This window comes from Streptomyces sp. NPDC051636, from assembly GCF_044453765.1.
GTDB lineage: Bacteria > Actinomycetota > Actinomycetes > Streptomycetales > Streptomycetaceae > Streptomyces.
In genome coordinates this window covers 488,471-503,695 of record NZ_JBITDA010000002.1, presented here as the reverse complement: position 1 = coordinate 503,695, position 15,225 = coordinate 488,471, and the positions used below count along the sequence as shown (strand labels likewise).

Annotated in this window: 14 protein-coding genes and 1 pseudogene; 6 read left to right on the top strand and 9 right to left on the bottom strand. The window is 74.1% G+C overall.

Features of this window, described 5'->3' with window-relative positions:
* The first annotated feature begins 248 nt into the window (after window positions 1-248).
* Window positions 249-1,088, top strand: a complete 840-nt coding sequence (locus ACIBBH_RS06010) for a pentapeptide repeat-containing protein (RefSeq protein WP_399402350.1) — start codon at window positions 249-251, stop codon at window positions 1,086-1,088.
* On the opposite strand, the gene ACIBBH_RS06005 is transcribed toward ACIBBH_RS06010, so the two are convergent.
* Window positions 1,050-2,591 (bottom strand): cytochrome P450, encoded by a 1,542-nt coding sequence (locus tag ACIBBH_RS06005; RefSeq protein ID WP_399402348.1) that lies wholly within the window; start codon window positions 2,589-2,591, stop codon window positions 1,050-1,052. The two genes, ACIBBH_RS06010 and ACIBBH_RS06005, sit on opposite strands and share 39 nt — an antisense overlap.
* 109 nt (window positions 2,592-2,700) lie before the next feature.
* Between ACIBBH_RS06005 and ACIBBH_RS06000 the strand changes: the two genes are divergently transcribed.
* Both ACIBBH_RS06000 and ACIBBH_RS05995 read left to right on the top strand, forming a co-directional pair.
* On the top strand, window positions 2,701-3,306 hold the full coding sequence (locus tag ACIBBH_RS06000; RefSeq protein ID WP_399402346.1) for a TetR/AcrR family transcriptional regulator: 606 nt from the start codon (window positions 2,701-2,703) through the stop codon (window positions 3,304-3,306).
* A gap of 63 nt (window positions 3,307-3,369) precedes the next feature.
* Window positions 3,370-4,089, top strand: a complete 720-nt coding sequence (locus ACIBBH_RS05995; RefSeq protein WP_399402344.1) for a DUF2470 domain-containing protein — start codon at window positions 3,370-3,372, stop codon at window positions 4,087-4,089.
* Here the strand turns inward: ACIBBH_RS05995 and ACIBBH_RS05990 are convergent.
* From ACIBBH_RS05990 to ACIBBH_RS05980, 3 genes are all read right to left on the bottom strand, one after another.
* Entirely contained in the window at window positions 4,057-5,262 is a 1,206-nt protein-coding gene (locus ACIBBH_RS05990; protein WP_399402342.1) for a lactonase family protein, read from the bottom strand. The two genes, ACIBBH_RS05995 and ACIBBH_RS05990, sit on opposite strands and share 33 nt — an antisense overlap.
* 113 nt (window positions 5,263-5,375) lie before the next feature.
* Window positions 5,376-6,401 (bottom strand): hypothetical protein, encoded by a 1,026-nt coding sequence (locus ACIBBH_RS05985; RefSeq protein WP_399402340.1) that lies wholly within the window; start codon window positions 6,399-6,401, stop codon window positions 5,376-5,378.
* 31 nt (window positions 6,402-6,432) lie between these two features.
* Entirely contained in the window at window positions 6,433-7,686 is a 1,254-nt protein-coding gene (locus ACIBBH_RS05980; protein ID WP_399402339.1) for an aromatic acid exporter family protein, read from the bottom strand.
* Window positions 7,687-8,139: 453 nt separating this feature from the next.
* Between ACIBBH_RS05980 and ACIBBH_RS05975 the strand changes: the two genes are divergently transcribed.
* Window positions 8,140-8,250, top strand: coding sequence for an erythromycin esterase family protein (locus tag ACIBBH_RS05975; protein WP_399402337.1), 111 nt, complete (start codon window positions 8,140-8,142; stop codon window positions 8,248-8,250).
* Between the two features lie 152 nt (window positions 8,251-8,402).
* Here the strand turns inward: ACIBBH_RS05975 and ACIBBH_RS05970 are convergent, their stop codons facing one another.
* Window positions 8,403-8,897 (bottom strand): FBP domain-containing protein, encoded by a 495-nt coding sequence (locus ACIBBH_RS05970; protein ID WP_399402335.1) that lies wholly within the window; start codon window positions 8,895-8,897, stop codon window positions 8,403-8,405.
* 466 nt (window positions 8,898-9,363) lie between these two features.
* On the opposite strand from ACIBBH_RS05970, the gene ACIBBH_RS05965 reads away from it, so the two are divergent.
* Window positions 9,364-10,656 carry an ROK family protein gene (locus ACIBBH_RS05965; RefSeq protein ID WP_399402333.1) on the top strand — a complete coding sequence of 431 codons (1,293 nt, stop codon included), beginning with the start codon at window positions 9,364-9,366 and terminating at the stop codon, window positions 10,654-10,656.
* Between the two features lie 22 nt (window positions 10,657-10,678).
* On the opposite strand, the gene ACIBBH_RS05960 is transcribed toward ACIBBH_RS05965, so the two are convergent.
* Window positions 10,679-10,918: a hypothetical protein gene (locus tag ACIBBH_RS05960; protein WP_399402331.1), complete on the bottom strand. Its 240-nt coding sequence runs from the start codon at window positions 10,916-10,918 to the stop codon at window positions 10,679-10,681.
* A 62-nt stretch (window positions 10,919-10,980) separates the two neighbouring features.
* Entirely contained in the window at window positions 10,981-12,012 is a 1,032-nt protein-coding gene (locus ACIBBH_RS05955) for an SDR family oxidoreductase (RefSeq protein WP_399402329.1), read from the bottom strand.
* A gap of 59 nt (window positions 12,013-12,071) precedes the next feature.
* Here ACIBBH_RS05955 and ACIBBH_RS05950 point away from each other — a divergent pair.
* Window positions 12,072-12,797 (top strand): annotated as a pseudogene (locus tag ACIBBH_RS05950) (alpha/beta fold hydrolase); the annotation flags it as partial.
* A 432-nt stretch (window positions 12,798-13,229) separates the two neighbouring features.
* Here ACIBBH_RS05950 and ACIBBH_RS05945 read toward each other — a convergent pair.
* A complete protein-coding gene (locus ACIBBH_RS05945; RefSeq protein WP_399402327.1) occupies window positions 13,230-14,429 on the bottom strand; it encodes an aromatic acid exporter family protein in 1,200 nt (399 codons plus the stop codon).
* 94 nt (window positions 14,430-14,523) lie between these two features.
* Entirely contained in the window at window positions 14,524-15,180 is a 657-nt protein-coding gene (locus tag ACIBBH_RS05940; RefSeq protein ID WP_399402326.1) for an HAD family hydrolase, read from the bottom strand.
* Between the last annotated feature and the right edge of the window lie 45 nt (window positions 15,181-15,225).

Here is a 15,225-nt window from a genome sequence, read left to right as displayed (position 1 = left end):
GTACGGCTCCTGTCCGGTGTCGGCTGCCACCCACAGTGGTAGCCGAGCTTGTTTTCCGCTGGATGAGGAGACGCCCACAACGCCGGGAATTCATCGGTGAGTTCGCGGCGGGGCGGTGGGCGGAGCGGTGGCCGCGGTCAACGCGGCGAAGCCGCTGCCGTGGGGCCGGAGCCGCAGACCCCGCCGCTGACGGCCGTGCCGCCACCGGCCAGGGAAAGGGCGGTTCTCCAGGTCACTAGGCTGGAGGCATGCCAGATCAGATAGCCGGCCTGTCGGAACTGCGCGGCGACTGCGCCTCGTGCTTCGGGCTGTGCTGCGTCGCCCTGCCCTTCGCCCGCTCGGCGGACTTCGCGCTCGACAAGCCCGCCGGGAAGCCCTGCCCCAACCTCCGGGGCGACCACCGCTGCGGCATCCACACCCGCCTGCGGGACAAGGGCTTCACCGGCTGTACGGTCTACGACTGCTTCGGCGCCGGCCAGAAGGTCTCCCAGGTGACCTTCGGCGGGCAGGACTGGCGGACCGGTTCCCGGGAGCAGGCCCGGCACATGTTCGAGGTGTTCCCGGTCGTCCGGCAGCTCCAGGAACTGCTCTGGTACCTCACCGAGGCGCTGAGCCTGCCCGCCGCCCGCCCCGTCCACGCCGACCTGCGCGAGGCCCGGGAGAAGACCGAGCTGCTCACCCGCGGAACCCCCGGGGAACTGGCCGCGCTGGACGTGGCCGCCCACCGGCAGGAGGTCAACGTGCTCCTGCTGCGCACCAGCGACCTGGTGCGGGCGGGCTTCGGAGGAAAGGGCGGCAAGAAGAAGGACCGCCGGGGCGCGGACCTCATGGGCGCCCGGCTGAAGGGGGCCGACCTGCGCGGCGCCAGCCTGCGCGGTGCCTGCCTCATCGCCGCCGATCTCACCGGCGCCGACCTGCGCGGCGCGGACCTGATCGGCGCCGACCTGCGCGGCGCCGAACTCACGGACGCCGATCTGACCGGCGCGTTCTTCCTGACCCAGCCCCAGGTCGACGCGGCCCGGGGCAGCGCCGGCACCCGGCTGCCGGAGTCAGTCACCCACCCCGTGCACTGGACAGCGCGGCGCTGACGCGGGGCTCTGCGCGTCCGGGGCCGTCACCGGGGCGGGCCGGGCGGCCGGGGCGGGGCGCCGCTCCAGGCGCAACCGCAGGCCCTGCGGCATCAGCGTCAGCCGCTCGGAGACCCTGAGCCGGTATCCGGGGTCGGCGCGCAGGGCGTAGCGGCGCAGCAGCAGGCCGAGGACGAGCGTCGCCTCGTGCAGCGCGAACTGGCGGCCGATGCACGCCCGCGCGCCCGTCCCGAACGGCTTGAAGGCGTGCGGGGCGCGGCCCCGGGCGGCCTTGGCGTCGAACCGGTCCGGGTCGAACCGCTCGGCGTCCGGGCCCCACACCTCGGGGTCGCGGTGCAGCATGGGCAGCAGTACCAGCGCCCACGCGCCCCGGCGCATCGGATGCTCACCGGCCAGTACCGTGTCCTGCCGGGCCTCGCGGGCGAAGGCGGGCGCGGTCGGCCACAGCCGCAGCGACTCGTCCAGGACCCGGCGCACATACCGCAGCTTGGCGACCTGGTCGTAGCCGGGCGCCGGCGTGTCGCCCCAGACGCGGTCCACCTCGGCGCGGGCCCGGGCCGCCACCTCCGGGTGCCGGGAGAGGTAGTGCAGGGCGAAGGAGAGCGTGCCCGAGGTGGTCTCGTGGCCCGCGACCAGGAAGGTGATCACCTGGTACCGGACGTTCTCCGGCGACAGCCGCTCCCCGGTCTCCGGATGCGCCGTCGCCAGCATCCGGTCGAGCAGGTCCCCTTGCCCGCCGGTCCCGCGCCGGGCCCGTACGAGGTCGTCGACCGTCCGGTTGAGGAGGGCGATGTCGGCCGCGTTGCGCCGGGAGGCGCCCCGCAGCAGCAGCGGGGTCAGCGGTGCGGGCACGATGTTCAGGCGCTGCGCGTGGCTGAGCGTGCCGACCATCGCGGCCACGAAGGGATGCGGCCGGCCGCGCTCGAAGGAGCCGAAGTCGTGCCCGAACCCGGTCCGGGCGATCGTCTCCAGGGTCAGCTTCGTCATGTCACCGGGCACGTCCACGGCGCGCCCGGCCGCCAGCTCCCGGTCCCAGTGGCCGGTCAGCCGCCCGGCCACGTCCAGCATCATCGGGTGGTAGCCCGCCATCGCCTCACGGCTGAAGCCGGGGGCCAGGACATCGTGCGCCAGCTGCCAGTTGGGCTCGTGGTCGTACGCCGTGAACAGCCCGTCCCCGGCGACCGGCCGCAGATTGGCCACCCCGAGGCCCACGTGTTTGGCGAACCGCGACTCGTCCGCGAGGTCGGCCGCGAGCCGGGCGCCGGCCACGAACACGAACTCCTTGCCGAACGCCTTGCGCCGGAAGACCGGGCCGAGCCGGCGGGCGTACCGCATCGAGTCCTGCAGGGGCGTGTCCCGGCCGGCGCCGAGGACGTCGCCGAGGAGGGGAATCCGGTACGGCGGACGGGGAATGCGGTCCAGCTCCGGCCAGCCCAGCTCGGCCCCGCGGAACCCTTTCGGCGGCGCGGCCCCGCCCGTCGTCCTGGTGCCCGTCTCCGCCATGACGCGATCTCCCTTGGTCCAAACCGTCGGCCGAGCGTGTTGTACGTGGGTTCAATAGCGCGTTCCAGTCTGAGCCCCTTGTTGAATCCACGTCAAGTAAGGTGCGGACATGGCCGCGAACCAGGGTGAGCGCATCCGCCGCCGACTCAGCACCCGGGAGCGCCGCGAGCAGTTGCTGTCGGTGGGCGCGCAGTTGTTCTCCGAGAGCCCGTACGACGAGGTGTGGATCGAGCGGGTCGCCGAGATCGCCGGCGTCTCGCGCGGGCTGCTGTACCACTACTTCCCGACGAAACGGGACTTCTTCGCGGCGGTCGTCGAGCGCGAGAGCGAGCGCATGCTCCGCATGACGGAGGTCGTGTCCGGGGTGCCGGTGCGCGAGCAGCTCACCACCGGCCTCGACGCGTACCTGGAGTACGTCGAGACCCATGCCCACGGCTACCGTGCCTTCCACCGCGCCGACGCGGCCGGCGACCAGGGCGTGCGCCGGGTCTACCGGCGGGCGCTGGCCGCCCAGGAACGCCAGATCCTGGCCGCCCTCGCCGCGGACCCCGAGTTCGGCCCGCGCTTCGCGGAACGCTGCGAACTCCGCCTGGCCGTGCGGGGCTGGCTGGCCTTCACCACGGCCGTCTGCCTGGAGTGGCTGAGGGGCTCCGGTCTCTCCCGGGAACAGGTGCGGGATCTGTGCGCGCGGGCGCTGCTCGCCGTGATCGCGTGACCGTGGTTGGCGTACGTCCCGATCTTCGATAGGTTAGGCAAGGCTTACCTAAGGAGGTTCGGGATGGGTGACAGCTGGACGGCGGAACCCGGTGCGGCGGAGCGGGCCCGCTCGGTGCTCGCGGTGGCGTGGTCCTGCGCGGTGACGGCGGAGGGCGGCCGCGAGGAACTCGTCGGCGCGCACACCGTGACAGAGGACGGCCGGGTGCTGCTGCGCGTACCCGAGGACAGTGCCCTGCTCGCGGCGGCGGTCTGCGCGCCGCGCGGGGAGCCGTCCGCCGTGCTGGAGTTCGCCGACGTCGCGCCCGTCCCCGTGCGCCACCGCATCCGCTCCCGGCTCTGGCTGGCCGGCTGGTTCGCCCCCGCGGACGGCCGTCTCGCCTTCCGGCCCACCCGGGTGGTGCTGCGCCGGCCCTCCGGCGCGGTGGTCGTCGACCTCGGCGAGTTCGCCGCCGCCGCACCCGATCCGCTCGCCCTGGCCGAGGCCCGGCTGCTGACCCACCTCGCCGACGCCCACCCGGACGCCGTCGAACGGCTCACCCGGCTCGTCGACCCCGGCAGCCTGCACGCCGCGACGCGGGTGACGCCCCTCGCGGTGGACCGGCACGGGCTGACGCTGCGCATCGAGCGGGCCCGCGCCCACGGCGACGTACGCCTGCCGTTCCACGCGCCTGCCGACGACGTCGCCGAGCTCACCGAGCGCGTGCACGTGCTGCTGTCCCAGGCGAGCGCGGCCGTCTGCCCCCGCGCTCTACAGCGGCAGCGCACAGACGGCGACCGGTGACGCGAACGGCTCGCCCGTGAGCCGCAGCCGGCCGCTGTCCGGGTCGACGTGGAAGACGCTCACCGTCCCCGACCGCTGGTTGGCGGCGAACAGCAGCCGCCCGTCCGGCGAGAAGGCGATCTGGCGGGGAAAGTCCCCGCCGACCGGCACCGTGTCGATGAGGCGCAGGCGGGCGCCGTCCGCCTCGACGGCGTACCGGGTGAGGCTGTTGTGGCCGCGATTGGCGAGGTAGGCGTACGAGCCGTTCGCGGTCACCAGGATCTGCGCCGGGTAGTTCGTGCCCGCGCCGGTGCCCGTGGACTGCGGCGCGCCCATCGCCAGGCGGCCGGTGGCGGGGTCGTAGGCGCACACCGCGACCGTGTTGCCGACCTCGTTGGCCAGGTAGGCGTGCCGGCCGTCCGGATGGAAGGTGAGGTGGCGCGGGCCCGCGCCCGGCCGCGTGTGGGCCTGGGCGACCTCGGTGAGCCTGCCCTTCGCCGGGTCGAGGCGGTAGCTGTAGACGGTGTCGGTGCCCAGGTCGACGGCGAGGACGTGGCCGCCGTCGGGGCTGGTGACGACCTGGTGGGCGTGCGGGCCCTGCTGGCCCGGGCCGGGCGAGGGGCTCGAGTGGGTGACCAGGTCGGTGCGTTCGCCGAGGGAGCCCTCGGCGTCGATCGGGTGCACGGCCACGCTGCCGGAGCCGTAGTTGGCACTGAGCAGCCAGCGCCCGGAGGGATGGACGGAGAGATGGCAGGGGGCCGCGCCCCCGGTGCTCCGGGTGCCGAGGATCCGCCGGCCGGCCAGGCGTACGGCGGTCACCCCGCCGTCCGTGCGCTCGTCGACCGCGTACAGCGTGCGACCGTCCGGGTGCACGGCGAGATACGACGGGTCGGCCACACCGGTGAGCGTCCCGGAGCCGGTGATGCGGCCCGTCGCCGGGTCGTACGACGCCAGGCCGATCCCGGTGCCGCCGTCGTCGACGGAGGTGTAGGTGCCCAGGCAGAGCGGGCGGGGAGCCTTCGCGGAGGCCTCGCGCCCCGGCCGCGCGGTGGCCGTACGGCCCTCGGGCGCGGGCGGGTCCGCCCCGGGCGCGGCGCAGGCGGGCGCCGCCACCACGGAGGCGGTGGCCGCCGCGGCCCGCACGAAACGGCGCCGGCTCCAGCCGCCGCGCGGCGCCTGCGCACCACTTTCCATTGCCCGCACCTCAGGTCTCGGTTGCCCGGTCGTGACAGCCACCTTCGCGCGGACCGCCCGTCAAGTACAAGTGCCGCAATATCTGTTGCGCTCAGCGCAACGGGCGCAGGGGGCTACCACTCCCCGTCCTCGACCGGCACGCCCGGCGCGTCCTTCAGGTGTTTCACCTGGCCGGGCGTCGGCTGCTGCCAGGGCTCCAGGTCGTCGCCGAGCCAGTCGCCGACCGGCTTGACGGCCTCCAGGGCGTCCGTGGGGGCGAGGTCCTCGGCGTCCTGGTCGTAGTAGTCGTACCAGGGCAGTCCCGCCCGCGTGTACGCCGCCCGGTCCACCGGCGACGGCGGTGGCTCCTCGCCCGTGATGCGCCGCCACTGCGGTGGCGTCACCAGGTGCACGAACACCCGCCCGGCCGGCTCCTTCGACCAGTGGGTCAGCGGCCGGTCGTCCCGGTAGACCTCCTGCCGCATCGAGCCGCCGACGCCGAGCCCCATGGCCGCGGCGCCCCGCGCGGGGGGCCCGCCCGGGGCGGCCGCAGCGGCCATGGGCGGGGCCGCCATGGGCGGGGGAGCGCCGTACGCCCGCGTTCGCTCCCGCTGGGCCCGCTGCTCCCTGCGCCACTGGTCGAGGAGGTCGTCCCGCAGCGGGAACGACCGCAGCTGGACACCGCCCCACACCTCCTCGCCCGTGACCTGGCCCTCCACCGTCGCGCCCAGCCCCAGCGGCACCGCCACGAACTGGCGGACCGTGCCCTTGCCGGAGTTGATGCCGTCCAGCCAGGGCTGCCGGGGAAGGACGAGGTAGTTCTGCGGGTCACGCGCGAGCCGGTCGCTCCACGGCTTGCCCGACACCGCGCACACCTTGCCCACCCCGACCTGCAGTGCGGCCGGTTCCGAGGTGCCCGCGAAGCTCAGCCACATCGCCTCGCGCAGATACACCGGCAGCATGACGCCGCCGCGCGCCCGCCACTGTTCGGGAACCGCATCCGCGTGGTCGGATATCCGGCGGACCGGGAACTCGCCCAGCCCCGGCGGCAGCGGATGCGTGCCCGTCTCCGGCAGCCGCAGGGTGCGCACGAACCGCACCGCCACTCCGCCCGGCAGGCGCAGCGTGTTCCCGTCGATCCGTACGGCCGTGCCGGTCATCCGCCCGCCCCCTTCCGCTCGCGTCATCTCCTCACGGAGAACGCCTGCCGGTGCCCAAACGGTTCCGGTGCAGCTGCTCCTGTAGCCCGATGCGCTCCCGCAGCCGGGTCAGGCGCGGCATCCGGGTGCGCTGCTCGCCGGAGACGCGGTCCAGTTCCTCCAGCAGGCGGCGCGAGCGGTGCTCGGTGTCGAGCTCGTCGATGATCCGGTTCACCTCGGTCAGGACGGCGCCGAGCAGCTGCCAGTGCCGGGTGTCGCGCTCCGCCTCCGCCCTGAGGATCACGGCCAGCTTGTCGCGGGTGGCGGCGGCCGTGTGCAGCTCGGCGGTGAGCCGGGCCTCCGCGGACTCGGCATTGTGGCTGAGGTCGGTGGTCACCAGCACCGCGAAGCTGACCACGGCGTCGGCGATCTCCGACAGCAGCTGCTCGACCGCGGCACCTGTCTCCGGCTCGAACATCGGCTCGGGCTCGCGGGCCTTCGCCAGGTCGGTGAAGGAGCGGGCCAGCACCCGCAGCACGACCGCGCAGATTTCCAGCGTGTCCAGGCCCGTGCGCAGCACCACCCGGCGCAGCTGGCCCTCGCGCACCCTGGGATTGAGCCGCAGGCTGTCCTCGGCCTGCCGCAGCGCCGCGTCCACCTCGACGATGTCGTGGTCGAGCCGGCGGGCCTCGTACAGCCGCGCCGTGGCCCACTCCACCGGGGTGCTGGCCGCGGCTTCCTCGCCGACCCGCAGCATCAGCTGCCGCAGCCGCCGCGCGAGGCCCTCGATGGACTCCCCGGCCTTGTCAACCCACACCGGGGGCGCCAGCAGCAGGTTGCAGCCCATGCCGACGATCGCGCCGATCAAGGTCTCCACGATGCGGGCCCAGGCGGTGTACCCGATGGTGGTGACGCCGAGCACCAGCATGGCGCTGATCGCCACCTCGGCCACGTACTCGTCGACCCGCACCAGGTGCCCGACGGCCAGCGCGGCCATGATCAGCAGCGCCAGGCTCCACCAGGTCAGACCCACCAGGAGGCTGAAGGCGATGGCGACCAGGACGCCGGCGACCACGGCGTTCACCCGCCGGATGCCGTTGGTGAGCGTCGCGTAGAAGGTCACCTGGACGACCAGCAGCGCGGTCAGCGGCGCGGTCAGCGGCGCCGGTTCCGGACTCAGGCGCAGCGCGATGACGTAGGCGATCGACGCCGCGACGGCCGACCGCAGGGCCTGAACGACGACCGGGTCGCGCCGGCGCCGCAGGAAGCGCGACAGGGGCGCAGTCCATTCACGTACAACTTGCATTGTTGCCCCTGTTCCCGTTCAGGTGGCTCATCGAACACATTGATCCGCCGGGTGGCAAGGGGCCGCTGCGGACAACCCCCGTCACGGGCGACGGGTTGTCCGCAGCCCGGTACGGAGGGCTGCCGGATGGTGACGCCACGTGCCGGGGTGGGGAGCCTTGACCTCATGAAACGGCATCGGAACGGACGGGGCCCGGCTCTGCTCGTCACCGTCAGCAGCCGGTGCGCCCTCGCGACGGGCGGGCCGCAGGCCGCCATTGGCGACGGCGGACGGAGCGCGGGGCACGGTCGTCACGGCCCTCGACCAGGCCGTCCGCCCCCTGCGCTCCGTCGAACCCGGCGGCGACACCGGCGACCTGCGCGCCCTGGACCGCATGCTCGGCGGTGCCCGGGCCGCCGGCCTCGGCGAGGCCACCCTCCGACTTCTTCGCCCAAGGACCGCGTCTTCCGCCCCATGGTCGAGGAGAAGGGTTTCCGCACCTTCGCCCTGGAGGGCAGCTGGAGTACCGGGCTGCGGCTCGACGACCACGTCGTGCACGGCAAGGGGACCCGCGCCGCATCATGAGCGAGGGTTCCAGCGCGACTACGTGTGGTGGAACAGCACCGACTGCCGACGGAGCGCAGGTCGACCAGGTAGTCGCGGTAGCGCACCCGGTCGAGGGTCGCCTCGTTGCCCGCCGGCGCCCGGCTGGAGCGGGCCCGGCTGCGGGGCCGACGTCAGGCGTACAGCTTGTCGAGGAAGGCGGTCAGACGGCCCGTCGTACGGGCGATCTGCTCCTCCAGCGTGAGGCTCTCCTCGAAGCGGGCCCCGGAGTCCGGGATCTTCTTCCCGCGTGCGTACAGGGAGCAGACGAGGTCGGTGCACATGTACAGGCCGGCCGAGTTGCCCTCGCGGCCGGCCGCGCCCGCCTTGCGGGCCGTCATGAGGGACACGCCGCCTCCGCGATGGGTCGTCAGGCACAGCGAGCACATGCTGCGGTGCAGGAAACCGCGTTGCGCGGAGGGGAAGCGCAGGGCCACGCCGACGAGCCGGCCGTCCCGCTCGGTGACGAGGTAGCTGCGGTCGGGCGCGCCGGGATCCCGCCAGCCGAGGAAGTCCTGGTCGTCCCAGGGGCGTTGGTCGAGATCGCGGGGAAGCGCCAGTCGCTTCGCGTCGCCCTTCGAGCAGTTGATGAACGAGTTGCGGATGTCCTGCTCGGTGAGGGATCTCATGGGAGGAGTCTTTCTGGAGGCGAAGGGGTCCGGCGGCCAGAAACCTAGGGGTACTAGGTTTCTGCCTGGCCTAGGCGGCCCAGGGGAGGGGAGCCAGTGGATTCCCGCTGTGCCGAGTCGGCGCGGAGCCGGGCGGCGCTGCGTCATGTCGCGGCGCTGTCCACGGGGCGAGCTGTACCCCGCCTTCACCGACCGTACGGTGGTCAGGCGACCCTGATGCGGATCACCCTGCACGCCGTCCACGCCGACGACCACCGCGTCTTCCTGCGGCGACGGTGCCCGGCGTGCGCCTGCTCGTCGCCGCGCCGGACGGGATCGGGGAACTGGCCCCGCCCTCCCGGCCCGTTTGACCGCGCCTCGCCCGCCCCTTCTTAGCTCACAGCGTGAACTAAGGGTTGGGGGAATGTCGCGCCGGGTCCGCCCGCAAGGGTATGTTGCAGGTCGGGCAGGGTTCGAAGGGAGCCACATGGCGGGGCGGAACGGGCGCACGGTACGCGACCTCAGGCGGGCCAACCGCACGGCCGTGCTGCAACGGCTGTACTTCGACGGACCCCTCAGCCGCTTCGAACTGGGCCCGGCGACCGGTCTGAGCTCCGGCTCGGTCAGCAACGTCGTCGCGGACCTGATCGCCGACGGGCTGGTCGAGGAGGCCGGCAGCGTCGACTCCGACGGCGGCCGTCCCCGCACCCTGCTGCGGGTCGCCCCGCACAGCGGGCACATGATCGGCGTCGACGTCGGCGAAACCCGGGTCCGCGTCGAGCTGTTCGACCTGAACCTCACCGAACTCGCCCGCGCCGAACGCCCGTTGGCACAGCAGGGGTACGACGTCGGCGTCATCGTCGGCCACGTCCGCGACGGTGTCGCCGAGGTCCTCGCGGGCGCAAAGACCGCCCCGGAGCGGCTGCTCGGCGTCGGTGTCGGCGTCCCCGGCATCGTCGAGCACACCGCGGACCGGGGCGCCGTCGTGCACGGGCAGACCATCGGCTGGGACGCCGTCCCGCTGGAGGCGCTGCTCCGCTCCGGCTCCCGACTCCCCGAGACCGTCCCGTACTTCATCGACAACGGCGCCAAGACCCTCGGCCAGGCCGAGATGTGGTTCGGCGCCGGCCGGGGTGCCCGCAACGCCGTGGTGGTGCTGTTCGGCTCCGGCGTCGGGGCCTGTCTCGTCACCCCGGAGGTGGAGCACGGCCGGGCCGTCGAGTGGGGGCACCTGACGGTACGGGTGCGCGGGCGCCGGTGCCGCTGCGGGGCGCCGGGCTGCCTGGAGGCCTACGCGGGCGCCGAGTCGCTGCTCGCCCGCTGGCGGGAGGAGGGCGGGCACCCGCCGGAGGACACCGACGAGGAGACCGCGCTCACCGCGATGCTGGCCGCCGCCTACCCGCCCGAGGGCACCGCTTCCGACCCGGTCGCCCTCGCCGTCCTGGAGGAGACCGCCGAGTACCTCGGCGCCGGCCTGTCCGACCTGATCAACCTCTTCCAGCCCGAGCGGATCCTCATCGGCGGCTGGGCCGGACTCCAGCTCGGCGCCCGCTTCCTGCCCGCCGTACGCCGCCACACCACCACGTACGCGCTGCGCCACCCGGCCGAGAAGGTCACCATCGACCTGGGCCGGCTCGGACCGGACGCGGTCACCGTCGGCGCCGCGATCCTGCCCCTGGCCGACTTCTTCGCGCGCGGCGGCCGGCGGGCGGAACCGGCGGCCGAGGACCGGCTGCCGGCCTGGCGGACGGCACTGGCGGAGCGCGCGCCGCAGCCGTGACCCGGCCCGTACGGCCGTCTCCTCAGGCCGAGGGCTCGTCCGGCACGGGATGCTCGGTCTGCGCCGTTCCCGAGCTCGGGGCACCCTGCCGGCCCGTCCCGGCCTCGTCGGTGTCGGGGACGTCCTCCGCGGCGGAGTCGTCGGTCGCCTGGTCCGGGGCCACCTCCCACGGGTCCTCGCCGGTGTGCGCCTGCTGGTCCTGCATGTCCCGGGGAACGGGCGAACCGCCCTCCCCAGATCCCTGGTGGCGGTCGTCGGACACGGCGTACTCCCCTCGGTTCGTTCCGGGCGGTACGCGAGTACCACCCGGGTGACCTGCGAAACTCAGCCGACCTTCCGCCCCCGCATCGGCTCGGTGTCCATCCCCGCGCCCTGCTGGAAGCCGCCCAGGAACTCCCGCAGCACCTCCGTGGCGGTCTGCGTCGGCTGCCAACCCAGTTCGGCACGCGCGCGCGAGCAGTCCATCAGGGGCAGGCGCAGGACAGCGTCGAAGAGGTGCGGGGATGCGGGCAGCAGGTGCAGCCCCCAGGCGGCGGCGATCGCGGACCGGGCCGCGGTGCGGGGCAGCCGTACCGGGCGGGTGCCGAGCATCCCGCTCAGCAGTTCGGCGTCGACCGGCGGTTCGGCCGCCAGGTTGAAGGCGCCCCGCGCGCCCGGCGAGCGCAGCGCCGACTGGTACGCCCTGGCCGCGTCGTCGGTGTGCAGCGCCTGCACCCGCAGCCCGGGCACGTCGGGCAGGAAGGGCAGCAGCTCGGGCCGGGCCAGTGGGCCCGGCAGGAAGCGGCCGCCGAAGATGCGCCGCTGCTCGCTCGCCGACTCCCGCTTGAAGAGGAAGGCCGGCCGCATGCGCACCACCCGCACGTCGGGGTGGTCGCGCTCGAAGATGTCCAGGGCCCGCTCCAGGTAGGCCTTCTCACGGCAGTACGCGGCGTCCGGCCAGCCGTGCGTCGGCCACGACTCGTCCACCGCGTGGTCCTTCGGCCCCGGCGAGTACGCGCCGACCGACGAGGCGTGCACCAGCACCGGCACCCGCGCCGCGGCCACCGCCTCGAACACCCGGATGCTGCCGAGCACGTTGGTCCGCCAGGTCCTCGCCGGATCGTGCGTCGGCTGGAACGCCCACGCCAGGTGGACCACGGCGTCGGCGCCCTCGAACATCCCGGCCAGATCGGCCTGTTCGGACGCCACGTCGACGGGGGACCACTCGGTCTTCGGAGGCATCCACCCGGGCGTCCGGCGGGCCAGCCCCCGCACCCACTCCACCTGCGGATCCTCCGCGAGCAGGCGCACCACACTCGTACCCACGTTGCCGGTGGCGCCCGTGACCACGACCCTGCTGCCCGTTGCGCTTGTCACCTTCGGCTCCTCTCGGCGGCGGCTCCGGCCGGACCGCCCGAGTACCCGGTCCGCCCGGCATGCACGCGCCGGCGGCCATGACGCCGGAGGTCATCGACCCGGGCCGCCCGGGACGGAACCATCGGGGACGTACCCACCCCACCGGATTCCAGGAGGACGTCCATGCCGTACTTCCACAGCCCCGTCGACGGTGTACGCCTGCTCTACGCCGACTACGGCCCGGCCGACGGCCCTGTGGTCGTCTTCGCCGGCAGCGCCTGGCTGGCTACCGAGCTGTGGGAGTTCCAGATGCTGCCGCCGGCGGCGCAGGCTACCGCTGCGTGGGGCTGGACCGGCGGGGGCACGGACGCTCCGACGACGTGCGGGGCGGGTTCGACCTCGACAGCCTCGCCGCCGACCTGCACGGGCTCCTCGACCACCTCGGCCTGCGTGAAGCCACCCTGGTCGGCCATTCGCCGGGCAGCGCCGAAGTCGTGCGCTGCCTGACCCGGCACGGCGACGGGCGGGTGGCCCGGGCCGCCCTGGTCTGCGGCATCGCGCCCGGGGTGATCCGGACGGCCGGCAACCCGGACGGGGTGGACCCCGCCGCGGCGCGCGCGTACAACGAGGTCTACCGCCGCGACCGGGCCGCCTTCTACGAGGACGGAGCCGACTCCTTCTTCGGGATCGGCCTGCCCGGCGTCGAGGTGTCGCCGGCCTTCCGGCGCCACGTGATCGACCGCTGCCTGGCGACCACCCCGCACGCCTCGAACGCCGTACAGGGCGTGGCCGTCACCGTCGACGTCGCCCCCGAGATGCCCAGACTCCGGATGCCGGTGCTGGTCGTGCACGGCACGCACGACGTCTCCGCGCCGCTGGAGGTGACCGGCCGCCGCCGCGGCGCGGCTCGTGCCCGACGGCACGCTGAAGGTCTACGAGAACGCGGGCCACGGTCTGTCCTTCACGCACGGCGACGGGCTCCCGGCGGAGCGGCGGGAGTTCGCCGACGCGGGGGCATGAGGAAGCCGGGCACGGGAAAGCCCCGACCGGACGGGGGAGGCCGGTCGGGGCGGTATGTGGTGGGCGCGGATGGCGGCCGCCTCTCGGCGAAAGGCTCCACAGGGCTTCAGCCGAACGATCGTCCCTGGGGGCAGAAGGTGAGGCCCGGGGACACTGTCCCATCCGCACCCACGGTTGGTTCAACAGCGAACCATCGGTTGTTGTTCCGGTGTGTGGGGTCATGTCCGGTGATGTGCGCCACTCCCGGAGTCCCCGGTAGAGCCCGGCACGGCCTCCGCCCACAGGTTCTCGGCCTGCAGAAGCAGCGACCCGAGGACCGCGGCCCGGGGCGCCTCCCGCCCGGCGTGCTCCCGCAGGCCCTCCTGCAGCCGCCCGCGCAGCTCCCGCCGCGCCGCCTCGGCGCCGTCGTCGTCCGGCTGCTCACCGGAACCCCCGCCCGACCGTCCGTCCAGCAGACGGCCGCTCTCCGTGTGGCACGCCCGGGCGATCAGCTCCAACAGGTCCGCGTACGGCTCCAGCAGCGCCGGGTCCGGGGGCGTGGCCGCACGGCCCTCATCGGCGGCGACCGCGAGCGTCCGGGTCAGCGCGCGGACATGACCCGTGACCCGGCTCCAGCGCTCGTCCTCCGCTTCCGGCGGCACGTCGGTCGGGATCCGGCGCAGGGCGCGCAGCGGACCCTTCAGACGCAGGCTCTCCCGGCTCCAGGCGCGGGCCGAGCCCAGCGCCTCCAGGCGGTGTTCGAGGCGGGACGCGCCGTGCGACCAGTCGGCCGCGGTGCCGGCGTCCCACTCCCCGCGCCGCAGATCGGCGGCGAGCGCGCACAGCACCTCACCGGCCTCACGGGCCAGCGCCGCGAGGTTCTCCCGCACGTCCCGCAGGTGGATCGGCGGCAGCACGAAGGCGTTGACGGCCACCCCGATCAGCGCGCCCAGCGCCGCCTGGCCCACCCGGTGCCCGACCGCGGCCGCGGAGACACTCCCGGAGGCGATCGTGAACACCGCCGTGGTGGCGCCGTAGATGCCCTGGTCGCCGAAGCGCGACCAGTTCGCCAGCAGCACCAGCACGGGCAGGGACAGGGCGAGCGCGCCCAGCGTGTCCCCGGTGACCACCTGCGCCGCCGAGGCCAGCAGCGTGCCCGTGCAGATCGCCGTGACCTGCTGCGCGGCCTGCCGCAGCGAGCTGTACACCGTGGCCTGCACCATGACCAGCGCCACCCAGGGCGCCATCAGGGCCAGCGGGTCGCCCAGCCAGTCGCCCGCCACGACCCAGGCCAGCAGCGCGGCCCCGGCGGCCTTGAGCGACTGCACGACCAGGTCCCGTTCCCGGCCCGGGCCGCGCCAGGCCGCCCGGACGGACCGGCCGACGCCCCGCGCCTCCTGGCGCAGCACCTGTCGTGGAGTCTGTGTCACGCGCGTCATCAATTGCGGGTATCCGATGATCGCGGCTCCTCAAGCAGTGGATTCGTGTGATGTGCGGCCGATTCCTGTGCTGTGCGGCGGATTCCCGTGATCCTCAGGCCAGCGGGCTGTCCGCCAGGGACGCCAGCAGATGCGCGGGATCGGCGTAGACCGCCTCCGCGCCCGCCGCCTCCAGGTCGCCGCGCGGAATACCGCCGCACAGCACGCCCACGCACCGCACCCCGGCCCGGCTGCCGGCCCGCATGTCCCAGACGGTGTCGCCCACGAACACCGCCCGCTCGGCGGGCACCCCGGCCAGTTCCAGGGCGTGTTCGACGGGCTCGGGCGCGGGCTTGCCCTGCTCCACGTCGTCGGCGCTCGCGGTCGCGGTGATGGCGTCGTCCGCGTCGATCGCCCGGCGCAGCGCGCTCAGCTCCGCGCCGCTCGCCGAGGTGGCCAGCACCACCGCCCAGCCGTCCCCGTGCAGGCGTCTGAGCAGTTCCCCGGCGTCCCGCAGGGCGGGCAGGCGGTCGAAGTACTGGCCGTACAGCGCCTTGTGGGCGGCGCTGAGTTCGCCGTCCCGGTCCTTGTCGCGGTCGTCGCCGAGCAGGTGGGCGATCAGGTCGGTGGAGCCGAGCCCGACGGCCCGGTGCACGGCGTGCATGGGCACTCGGTGGCCCGCCTGCCGGAAGGCCTCCCACCAGGTCGTCACATGCAGGTGGTTGGTGTCGACAAGCGTTCCGTCGACGTCGAAGACGGCGGCACGGTCCATCCGGGCGTCCTTTCTCTCGCGGCTGGGGCCTGTCCGGCGGATCAT